The organism is Streptococcus sp. 4094 (genome assembly GCF_013277125.1).
Lineage (GTDB): Bacteria > Bacillota > Bacilli > Lactobacillales > Streptococcaceae > Streptococcus.
In genome coordinates this window covers 1-11,630 of sequence record NZ_VMMI01000034.1, presented here as the reverse complement: position 1 = coordinate 11,630, position 11,630 = coordinate 1, and the positions used below count along the sequence as shown (strand labels likewise).

6 protein-coding genes and 1 tRNA gene are annotated in these 11,630 nt (G+C 40.6%); 2 read left to right on the top strand and 5 right to left on the bottom strand.

What is annotated here, in order from left to right:
* Window positions 1–159 precede the first annotated feature (159 nt).
* From HT721_RS08005 to HT721_RS07990, 4 genes are all read right to left on the bottom strand, one after another.
* Window positions 160–232 (bottom strand) — tRNA-Thr (locus HT721_RS08005).
* 100 nt (window positions 233–332) lie between these two features.
* Window positions 333–1,118, bottom strand: coding sequence for an ABC transporter permease (locus HT721_RS08000; RefSeq protein WP_173229539.1), 786 nt, complete (start codon window positions 1,116–1,118; stop codon window positions 333–335).
* Window position 1,119: 1 nt separating this feature from the next.
* Window positions 1,120–1,938, bottom strand: a complete 819-nt coding sequence (locus HT721_RS07995) for an ABC-2 family transporter protein (protein ID WP_173229537.1) — start codon at window positions 1,936–1,938, stop codon at window positions 1,120–1,122.
* A 1-nt stretch (window position 1,939) separates the two neighbouring features.
* Window positions 1,940–2,932: an ATP-binding cassette domain-containing protein gene (locus HT721_RS07990; protein WP_173229535.1), complete on the bottom strand. Its 993-nt coding sequence runs from the start codon at window positions 2,930–2,932 to the stop codon at window positions 1,940–1,942.
* A 325-nt stretch (window positions 2,933–3,257) separates the two neighbouring features.
* Between HT721_RS07990 and HT721_RS07985 the strand changes: the two genes are divergently transcribed.
* Complete coding sequence (locus HT721_RS07985) at window positions 3,258–3,545, top strand: type II toxin-antitoxin system RelB/DinJ family antitoxin (RefSeq protein WP_173229533.1); 288 nt, start codon at window positions 3,258–3,260, stop codon at window positions 3,543–3,545.
* Window positions 3,535–3,876, top strand: coding sequence for a type II toxin-antitoxin system RelE/ParE family toxin (locus HT721_RS07980; protein ID WP_173229531.1), 342 nt, complete (start codon window positions 3,535–3,537; stop codon window positions 3,874–3,876). The genes HT721_RS07985 and HT721_RS07980 overlap by 11 nt, the downstream gene beginning before the upstream one ends.
* Before the next feature lie 512 nt (window positions 3,877–4,388).
* Here the strand turns inward: HT721_RS07980 and HT721_RS07975 are convergent.
* Window positions 4,389–11,270 (bottom strand): YSIRK-type signal peptide-containing protein, encoded by a 6,882-nt coding sequence (locus HT721_RS07975; protein WP_173229529.1) that lies wholly within the window; start codon window positions 11,268–11,270, stop codon window positions 4,389–4,391.
* Window positions 11,271–11,630 lie beyond the last annotated feature (360 nt).

Sequence of the window (11,630 nt, the reverse complement as noted above, 5' to 3'; positions counted from 1 at the left end):
GATTTTCGAAGAGTATGAATACTCACGTCCCTCACAAAAATCATTATAGCAGAGGTCAGTTTCAAGAACAAGTTCGTTTGCCTATCTGGTCTCTATATCGGTCTAAGTGGTCTGATTTTCTTTAAAAAGAAAAAGAAGCCTGATGAGACTTCTTCACTTTGCCGATTGCAGGGATCGAACCTGTGACCTAGGCTTTACGAGTGCCTTGCTCTACCAACTGAGCTAAATCGGCGATTACAATTACAGTATAGCACTCTGAGAATAGATGTCAAGAAATTTTCATCTCTATTAGAAAAAGCCTGTCCTAAGACAAGGCTTTGAGTTTCTTCATCTTAGGATCCAGCACTTTCATAAGAATCCAAGCCCCTGTCCCATAGTTTCAAGGAAATACCAAAAAAGACAAGGGAAATCAAAATCAAACCTCCAATGTTAAAGAGTACATCCTTGTCCTGCAAAAAATAGCTAGCAGGATAGTAGGCCGTAAAGGCAAAAGGCACGATAAAGCTAATCAACCAACGAAGAAGAGAATTGTAAATCGAAATCGGATACTTTGCAAAATCATTAAACATATAGAAAATGTAAATCATAGCCCCTGACTGCTTGGTCCAAAAAGCGATGCTGGCTGTCGCGATTTTAAGAGAAGTATAAATCAAGGTCGCAAAAGGAATACAGACTAGGAAAAGCAGGAATTTTGGAAGAGTCCAAGCAATGCTTGATACTGTTGTCGCTAGTAAAATTCCACCGACCAAGAGTTCACCCAAGGCATCAATCTGAAAGGTCTCAACCAAGATGTGAAAGAGAGGATTGATAGGACGAGTCAGATACTTATCAAATTCTCCTTTTCGCACCAAGCGTTGCCCCAGTGCCCAGAGATTGTCAAAAAAGAGATGATCCAAGCCCTTAGGAATCAAGGAAAAACCATAGATAAAGGAAATTTCTTGAAAAGTCCAACCTTCTAGGGATGGGATGTGTTGAAAGATGACATTGAGAAATAAGAGATTCAGGCCTTGAGTCAGAAAGACTCCCAAGACACCAACCACAAAATCCACCTTGTATTCCATGATTTGCTTGATGTATTGTCTGATAAAAATCAGATGCATGCGTTGATATTTTTTCATACTAACCTCCTTGAATGGTGATAAAGGACTGGACTCGTTTCCAAATCAACTGAGACAAGCCCACCATCACTAAGAGCCAGAAAAACTGCAAAACGAGTGCCTGAAGCATCTGATTAGCATCGTATTTCCCAACAATAATCATGACTGGGGTATAAATCAAGGATGAAAAAGGCAGGAAGGACAGAATATCTGCAACAACCTTTGGAAAGAAAGCCAAGGGAATCAAACTTCCAGACATAAAGGCCACTATGGAAGTCTTTAGTAGATTGGAACCCCAAAGATTTTTAAACACAAAGGCTGAAAATCCAAAGCAGATATTAAAGAAAAAGTTAATCAGATAGGCGAGCGTTAAGCTAAAAAGATATAGAACAGTTAAGCCCAGCACTTCTACAATCCCTTGTCCAGATAAGATTTTCATCAAGACAATAACACTTAAAAATGGAAGGCCAACGCTGATAAAAATCAACCACTTAGACCCAAGCTCGGTAAAAAGATAGGAGGCCGCAAAATGCACTGGCCGCAACAAACGCATGATAATGGAGCCATCCTTGACCTCCTCCCCAATCATAAAAGAGCTATCTGACTTAGTCAAGAGATTGGTCACAAAACTCATGATGATGTAGAGGGTGATATCTGCCATGCTGAAGCCCTGAATCAAGGACTCCTGCGAGGAATCAAAGACAGCCTTCCAGAGATAAAAAGCCACGAAAGCTCCCATCACATCACCAATCCGATAGAGAAGAAAATTGACTCGATAGGTAATCAACTCCTGAATCCCTGCATTGATAAAGGGTTTATAACGTCTCCACAATTTGACCATCTCAGAGCTCCTTTCGGTAGAAGCGACGGATAATATCCTCAATATCCGTATCCACCATCTTCAAATCACGGATTTCAAAATCAGACAGGGTTTGCTTGATAATATCAGCTGACTGGTAGCGGGAACTATCAAATTCAATATTAAGGCTATTTCCTTGTCTATCAATTGTCATATCAGGTAGGCCTTCATAGTGAGAAGCGAGATGACTTTGCCCTGGCACCAAATCAAAGGAAAGAGTCTTCATCTTGCCAAAGGTTTCCTTGAGCTGGCTAACCGTTCCATCAAAAATCTCCTGCCCCTTGTCAATCATAAAAATACGATCACAGAGTTGCTCAATGTCGCTCAGGTCGTGAGTGGTCAAGAGAATGGTGGTTTCTTCCTCCTGATTGATCTGAGTAATAGCCCGACGAATGTTATCCTTGACCGAAACGTCCAAACCAATGGTCGGCTCATCTAAAAAGAGTACCTTGGGATTGTGAAGCAAGGAAGCTGCAATGTCCGCCCGCATGCGCTGTCCCAGTGAAAGAGTCCGCACGGGATCCTTTATAAAGTCCTTCAAATCCAAGACTTCATTCAAAAAGTCCATACGCTTATGAAAGAGCGAGTCTGGCACATCATAAATCTCTTTCAAAACCGTGTAGGTCTCTTGCAGGGCCAAATCCCACCATAGCTGGGTGCGTTGTCCAAAAACTACGCCAATATCTTTGACATAATCTTGACGATTGTCCTGGGGAATCTTGCCGTTAATCCGACAAAAACCAGATGTCGGTTTTAAAATCCCTGTCAGCATTTTGATTGTTGTTGACTTCCCAGCACCATTAGCCCCGATGAAGCCTAAAATCTGCCCCTTTGGGACCTCAAAGGTCAAATCCTTGACCGCTTCAAAGGGCTGCTTTTCAGGATGAATAAAGGAACGTAATGCCCCCTTCAACCCTGGTTCCTTAACTGTCTTCACAAAATTTTTCTGAAGATGTTCCACTTCTATCATTGCCATATCTATCTCCCTATGGTAAGGAATTGCAACATTGTCTTTTGACTACAAATATTCTAAATCCTTACTTTCTACACCTTCTACATTTTATTATTACAGAAAGCTTTATACCAACCTATTATAATCCAATAAAAACTAGAATGCAAGCGTTTGCCTAAAATTTGTGAAATTGAAAATTTTTCTCTTAAAATACTACTTTTAATCAAAAATTCTGTTTAATAGTTTAAATTACCAACCTACCACCCTTCCCTACTAAAACAGCCCTTGACTTTCTCGATCTTTTTTTGTAATGTATATGTAATACAATATCATTACAAGGAGAAATGCCATGTCAAGACTTACACGAGACCGAGTTTATAACTTCCGCGTCAATACCCAACTATTTGAAGAAGCAAAAACCATCCTAGAAAGCCAAAACATCAGCCTTTCAGATGCCCTCAACCTCTTTGTAGAACAAATCGTCCTTGAAAAAGGTCTCCCAATTAAAACAGCCGACCAACTCAAAGCAGAAATCTTCCTAGGAGAACTCAAAACAGAACTAGATAAAGGCTACCAAGACATCATCGAGGGGCGTCTCTACGACGCAGACGAGGTCTTTTCAAAGTATGGACTATAAAGTACGCTTTACAGAACAAGCCAGACAAGACTTGGACGATGTCTTCATCTATTACTCCACAGACTTCAGTGAAAACATAGCCAAGAAAGTCATCACTCGTCTCCAACAAACCAGCAACCTACTCACCTTCTCACCAGAGGGCGGTATTAACTTTGACCATAAAATCGGATACTCCCTCTATCCAGGAAACACTCTCAGAATGATTGTCTCTAAACAATACCTACTCTTTTACCTCATTCATGAAAAAGAAGTCCATATCCTGAGAATTATCAACTCACGCACCGACTACCTAAACCAACTCGACCACCTCTTTCAACATATCCAAGACTGAGAAGTAAGCTCTCAGTCTTTTTATCTACTACAAATCGATTGCATATGAAAAAGCATAAACAAGGATTTTTTAAAACTCCCAATCCTCTAACATATCGAGGAGCTCCCCAACGTTCGACTCATGCACAAGCTCACGTTTGTAGAGAGCAGCAATAAAAGCATGGAAACCATTCTCCTTTTAGACTCAAAATGATGAGATTGTGGAACCTCTACAGGTCCAATAACTTTTAACATTATAGTTGATTGAATCTGGAATAGTCTGCCGAGTTTTCTAAAACATTGTTAGAAATTGGTTTAAATCCCCCAATCAATTTATCCATTTTTTATCTCATTTCACTATACAATAAGTGAGACCGAAAAAGTCTTTAAAATTAAAAAACGCATAATATCAGGTCTTGAAAACTTGATACTATGCGTTTTATTGTGGCTTCATTTTATCCTGAAATGAAGTTTTTGCCCATACTCATTAAGGACAATTTGTTCATTGCAAACAAATTATACCCATTAGAAAGATTAGTCTTCTTTTTTCTTGCGAGCAAGAAGTCCAAATCCACCTAGGACTCCAAGAAGTCCAAGCGCTGCGAGGCTAGCGTTAGCTTCTGTACCTGTGTTAGGCAATTCTTTTTGACCATCAACATATTTAGGTGTTGCTGGCATTTGAGGTTTAGCTGGCTGTTCAGGTATTGCTGGAGTTGCTGGCTCTACCGGTTGTGCTGGTTGAGTCGGTTCAACCGGTGTTGGAGTTGGCATCTCAACTTTGCGGAAGATATGTCTGATATTTCCATTTGAATCTGTCACAGTCTTCACATATTCGTAACCTGGAATTGTTCCCGGTTCTTTAGAACCTGGCTCACTTGGTTTCAATGGATTTCCATTCTCATCTGTCCAAGTAGTTGTATTTTGCTTACCTGGATTTGGTTGAGGAGCTGGTGGTGTTACTTTTTCGTAGATATGTTCAGTATCACCATTTGGTAATTTCTTCGTTTCTACGAATCTGTATTCTGGAATGTCTTTCTTATCTACTGTACCTGGCTCACTTGGATAGTTTGGAATCTCTTTGCCTTCTTTATCTTTGAAGAAGGTACTTACTTTTTCATAGATATGTTCAGTATCACCATTTGGTAATTTCTTCGTTTCTACGAATCTGTATTCTGGAATATCTTTCTTATCTACTGTACCTGGCTCACTTGGATAGTTTGGAATCTCGTTGCCTTCTTTATCTTTGAATGAAGTTGTTACTTTTTCGTAGATATGTTCGATATCTCCGTTTGGAAGTTTCTTAGTCTCTACGAATCTGTATTCTGGAATGTCTTTCTTATCGACTGTACCTGGCTCACTTGGATAGTTTGGAATCTCTTTGCCTTCTTTATCTTTAAAGAAGGTACTTACTTTTTCGTAGATGTGTTCGATATCTCCGTTTGGAAGTTTCTTAGTCTCTACGAATTTATAACCTGGGATCGTTTTAGCTGGGATTTCTCCTTCTTCTGTTGATTTCACAGGGTTGTTGTCTTTATCAACAGTAATAAGATTGCCTTCCTTATCCTTGAATGTTGTTGTTACTTTTTCATAGATATGCTCAATATCACCATTTGGTAATTTCTTCGTTTCTACGAATTTATAACCTGGGATCGTTTTAGCTGGGATTTCTCCTTTTTCCGTTGATTTCACAGGGTTGTTATCTTTATCAACAGTAATAAGATTGCCTTCCTTATCCTTAAATGTTGTTGTTACTTTTTCATAGATATGAGTAGTATTACCTTTGTTATCAACTTTAGTTTCAACAAATCTATAACCTGGGAAGTCCTTCTTATCAACTTTGCCATCTTCTGTAGTACTTCCTGAAACAACATTCCCATCTGTGTCTTTAAACTCCGTTACAGGACGCACAGTTGGAGTATAAGTTTCAGAAACCACCTTACCATTGACGTCTTTCACTTGAACTGTTACTGGAGTTGCCTTGCCTACGAAATCTTTTTCTGGAGTAAATTCAACGACTCCATCCTTAAGTACATATGTTCCTTCTCCTGGAACTACAACTTCTTTCACTTCTTTACCAGTTTTATCAATTAATGTTAGAGTAGACTTATCAAGTTCAACTTTTTCATGACCTTTATTAAAGTTTACTGTTGTATTATCTTGATCTGGCGTATCAAATACTACAGGAGATGTTTGAATAGTTCCACGAGCTCCTTCAGTAACCGATGAAGCACCTGTTGGAGTTACAGCTGTTACCGTTGGAGTGTAAGTCGTTGTTGTAATTGTTCCGTTGGCATCCTTCACTTGAACTGTTACTGGAGTTGCCTTTCCTACGAAACTTGAAAGAGGTTGGAAGGTGATGGTGTTGGTGTCTTTGTTTAGACTGTAGGTACCTTGATTTGCCACTGTGACAGTTGTAGTTTCTGCTCCATCGGCATCAAGAAGCGTTACCGTTCCCTTATCTAGCTCGACAGACTTCTCAACAGTTTCAACCATAGCACTACCTTTAGTAAAGTTCACAGTGCTAGCGTCTGTATCTGCAGTGTCATACTTAATAACTGAAGTCTGGGCTTGTCCTTGCGGTCCAGTTGTCTCTGAAGCTTCAGAGCTTGGTGTTACTGGAATAACTGTTGGGGTGTAGGTAGCTTCTTTCGTAATGCTTGCAGTTTCATTCTTGGCATTTTTAACAGTCGCAGTTGCTTCAACTTTGATGGCATCTGGTGTCCCCTTATACGCACCATCTGGTTGGAAGGTTACTTTACCTGTCGTTGAATCAATTGTATACTTACCAACTGATTGAACAACTACAGATGTTTCATCTGTCGCTTGGCCTGTAGTTGGATCCACAAGCTTATAGCCTGTGATAGTCGTTGTTGCTTCTGCTCCATTTGACAAGGCAAAGGTTGGAGTTCCTTCTTGTTCTGCCCCTTGAATATCTTTCGATGTCACATCAGTCGACGTTAGAGAAACTGGAGTAACTGTCGGAGTGTAGGTAGCGGTTGAGGTTTCACCATTTGAGTCCGTTGCTTGAACAGTAACACCTGTCCCCTTCTTTTTGTATGATGGATCTGGTACGAAGGTCACAAGACCTGTTGTTGGTTCAATTGTGTATGTTCCTTCATTTGCAATTGTAACACTAGTAGTTGGTTGCATCGTTGATGGATCAAGCAACTGACGTGTTGCAATCGTTACTGATGGATCTGATGTTTCAAATTCTGGAGTTCCACTTTGAGTAGCCCCTTGAATACCAGTCGATGTAGCATCTTCAGATGTCATGGTCACAGCTGTTACCGTTGGAGTGTAAGTCGTTGTTGTCGCTGTTCCGTTGTCATCCTTCACTTGAACTGTTACTGGAGTTGCCTTTCCTACGAAACTTGAAAGAGGTTGGAAGGTGATGGTGTTGGTGTCTTTGTTTAGACTATAGGTACCTTGATTGGCCACTGTGACAGTTGTAGTTTCTGCTCCATTGGCATCAAGAAGCGTTACCGTTCCTTTATCTAGATCGACAGACTTCTCAACAGTTTCAACCAGAGCACTACCTTTAGTAAAGTTCACAGTGCTAGCGTCTGTATCTGCAGTGTCATACTTAATAACTGAAGTCTGGGCTTGTCCTTGCGGCCCAGTTGTCTTAGAAGCTTCAGAGCTTGGAGTTACTGGAATAACTGTTGGGGTGTAGGTAGCTGTCGCAGTTGCAGTGAGTGGGTTGCCAGTAGTATCATTAGCAAATGTTACTGTCAAACGTACTGTAACTGCTGGTGCTTCCCCTGTAAAGTCTTTTTCAGGAGTGAAAGTGACCAATCCTGTATCTTTATCAATCTTGTAAGTACCTATTGTCTTACCATCTTTTGTAGCCGTTACAGAGCCATCTATCGCTCCTTCAAGGCTATAGAGTTTTGTTCCCTGATCAATCTCTGTCTCTTTCTCAGTCTCAGTTTCGGTATCTGTTTTAAACTCAAATGTTGGGTTACCTGATTGTGGACGTCCTTGAATAGCCAATGATTTCGTAGGTTGACCCTCTATATCCAGAGGAGTAACAGTAATAGTGTAGACTGTTCTTGCCGTGGATGTGTTTGCACCATGATCTGTCCCTGCTGTTGTCTCACCAACGTTTGTCTCATCAACTAGGTTAGTATTACTATCCATAACATCTACTGTAACCGTATAAACACCAACTTCTGTCAATTTTAAGCTTGTTGCATCTGGGTAATTATGAGCATCACCAGTCTTTGTGTAAGATGCAACCACCCCACCATTTGGATCAGTTACTGTAATAGTTGTTATCTTGGTATTGTGACTAGTCTTGAAAGTTTTCTCAGCATCACTTGTAGATGGAAGTGAGTCATCTTCTGCATCAGCTACTGTCACATGAGCATTAGTTGTTACCGTACTTACTCCGTCCAAACTGCGATCTACTAAGTCTACAGTTGTATTCATCTTAGTTGTATAAGAAGTCGAAGTAACAGTTGGTTTTCTATTGATAATCGTAGCTTCGTCCGTTGATTCTGCTGTAGTAGCCTTAACCACACCAGAAAATCCTGATGAAGTAGATACTTCCCAATGATCAGCATCTGTCTTTCTAGCTGTCACTACTGACTGATCCGATGACGACCATGTGTTCGTAGCTTTATCGTAAGAAACTGTTACATAGGTTCCATTCCCAACTCTTGTAGCTAAGGTATTTTCTCTCGCATAAACTGTTTCTTTACGAGTCACATCATTAACTGCTGTAACCTTTCCTGTAGCATCATAACTACGGTTATAGGCATAAATATAGAACTTGATAGAGCCATCCGCTTGCACAGAGGTGTAAACTTCTCTATTCGTTACATCATAAGTACCATCTCTGTGATCGGTTCTAACAGTCGCATATTCAGCTGGTAGTTCCCAACGTCCACTTGTTTTATTCAAGGTTGCAACATGTGACGAGTTATCATTATCTTGGAGTGTGACAGATGAACGCATCAAGGATGCTGTAACAGCTTCTGTTTTAGCATAAACAGATATCTTATTTACACCAGCTGTTGCTGTCATTTCACTTGTAACTTTTAATTTAAATTGTTCACCAACTGTTCCGACTAATTCACCAGCTGTCACTGCTGTATTTGTAGTTCCCTCCGCGGCAACATACCACTTGCCTTCTCTATTTTCAAGTGCTGTGACACTTCCATCAGGCATGGTTACCTTGGCATAGGTAGCTCCTTTAGAGATAGTCACTGGGACTTCTGTTCCATATGCAGCAATGTTGAGGACATCAATTTTCGGTGCTACCTTAACTGTGATACCTGCATGGGTTTCTTGCCCCTGGGTTGTCCAACCATTTGCACCTGTTGGCTGGTTCCAGTCCTTAGCATAGGCTGTAACATAATAAATACCAGCTTCCGTTGGAGTCCCACTAATCAAGGCCTTCCCTGTATAACCCGTAGTCACACCGTCAGGACTAGTTAAGGGTTTACTACCATCTAGTGCATAGGTCAATCCCGGAATCTCTGTATCCACGGCACGAGCTGTTCCAGTAGCTGTCACAATATTACCCGAGATTCCTGTAGTACTTGGTCCGTATTGATTACGGACTGTAACATTCGTCCCATCTGCTAGCGTATAGCTAACATTAGCACCGCCAGACATAGCACGAGAACCTGAAGTATCTGAGTAGTGGATATCAATACTATTTGTAGAGTGACCTTGTTCATTGGTAAAGCTACTTTTACCAACCTTTCCTTCAAAGACCTCTCCATTGGTTCCAATGTTTGGTGGAGTTGTATCTTGCCAACCAATCCAACCCCCACGAAGATTTCGGTACACTGCACGTACAGTAGCATTGGTCTGTTTATTGGTATAGGTCACATACATCCGCGTATCATATACCCCATTTGCCAGACCATCTGTCACAATCTTCCCCTGAATAGTATCTGTAGCTGCATTATAGGTTAAACCTGTTGGTAAGTTTGTCGGCTCTACCTTTGAAACCTCCCAGCCAGCTTTGGCTGCTTTCTCTGTCACACTAAATCGTCCCTTGATTTTTTCGATATAAACACGGTCAGTACCTTGTTCATAGACATAGTGATAGATGTGGGTTGCAAGGTATTCATATCCTCCTCCTGCACCAAAAACTACATTATTACCTGTTGAAATTGTTGACCCATCTGCACGGAGTTTTCCTTTCCAGAGGGGAGCTTCTGCAGCCAAGGCTTCTGCTTGTTCCTTGGTTAGAGGAAAATCCATTCGACCTTTATTATTATTTCCTTGACCTGAGTTGCCAGGATTCGTGTCGGTACCTGTCCGTTGGTGAGAGTACACGACTGCTTCCAGAGTCGTAATATCTCCACTGATTCTATCCGTTGAGACATCTCCTCTTGTAGCGGCAGTTGCACCAAAGGTATAGATATCCTTACCTGTTGCAGAGGCTTCTGTTATAGCTGTTGAAACTATCTTATAAGTGCCATCCCCCTGCGGAATGGATATATAATCTTTGGCATTTGGTTGTGCAATTACACCACCGGCAGGAGGCGTATCAGCCAAGGAAACAGAAAATTCTTCTTTGCCTGTTTTACGGAGAGTAACATATACAGCTTCAATAGATGACTTCAGTTCTGCCATCGATTGGTTAAGGGCTTGGGCACTCGCATCACCATTTGCTAAAGCAGCCTTTGCTTCTGTAATTTTAGCAGCATTGCTGGCTATGGCAGCTCTAATAGCACTCTTGACATCTTCAGAAAGGCTTGAATCATTTGCTTCTTTTTCCAAAAAACTATTTACTAAACGATTGGTTACATCCGCCTCTGACACTCGCTTTTCTAACTCTACTTTTTCAGATGATTGATTTGTTTCTGCTGTATCGACTTGATTAGCTTGTGCTTGACTAGACGCCTCTGCGATTACAGTAATAGCATTTGTTAGCGCTTGGACTTGCTGAGCGACCTCTTCTTGACTTGGTTTAGCTTCTAAAACTGCTTGCGCACTTGTCAATGTTTGATTAGCAAAGTCAAGAGCTAGACTGTCTGTCCCCTTAGTAGCCGACTGGATTGCAGTACGTAAGGTCAAAATTTTCGATTGTAGTTCCGTCTTATCTGCAACTGTTTCTGTAGAGGATTCAGTTACCGCTGCTTCGGTATTCTCATCGCTAGCTTGGGATGAGGCAGTATCTTCACTAGCATCTCTAGTTAAAACTGGCTCTGCGTCATAAGTAGTGGGTTTAGATGAGTTAGCACCTTGATTAGCACCTTCATCGCCTATGGTCAGTGTTGGAGTCGTTGTTGAAGATGTTTCATTAACTCCTTCTACTTCTGTCGCTGAAACCGCACCAGTTCCAAGAAACATCAAACCAGCCGCAATCGCCACTGATGCTGCCCCAAAACTATACTTACGAATACCATACCGAAGGTATCTTTCAGTTCTAAAATCTTGTTGACCTCTCTTCATGAGATTCAACCTCCTTGATTTATTTTATTCGTGTTGATTTAAAGCATTAGGGCAAATAAAAAGCCCCCCCCTTAAATTTTTTAGTAATATTAAGAGAAGAACATCTTAAAAAAGATTGCTATATGATTGTAAACACTTTAACTGATTATAACATTTAAATTTATAGCATTCAAGTATTATAACTGATAATTATTGAGTTTGAATGAGTATTTTTTAATTTTATTAGAGATTTTTCTATTTTTCATTAACGATGATCAATGCTTTAGTATAAAACCAATTTAAATACGCTTAAAGAGTATTGTATTGAAACACGTGACTCTAAGAATAACAGCAGTAACTTAAATTTATACTCTTCGAAAA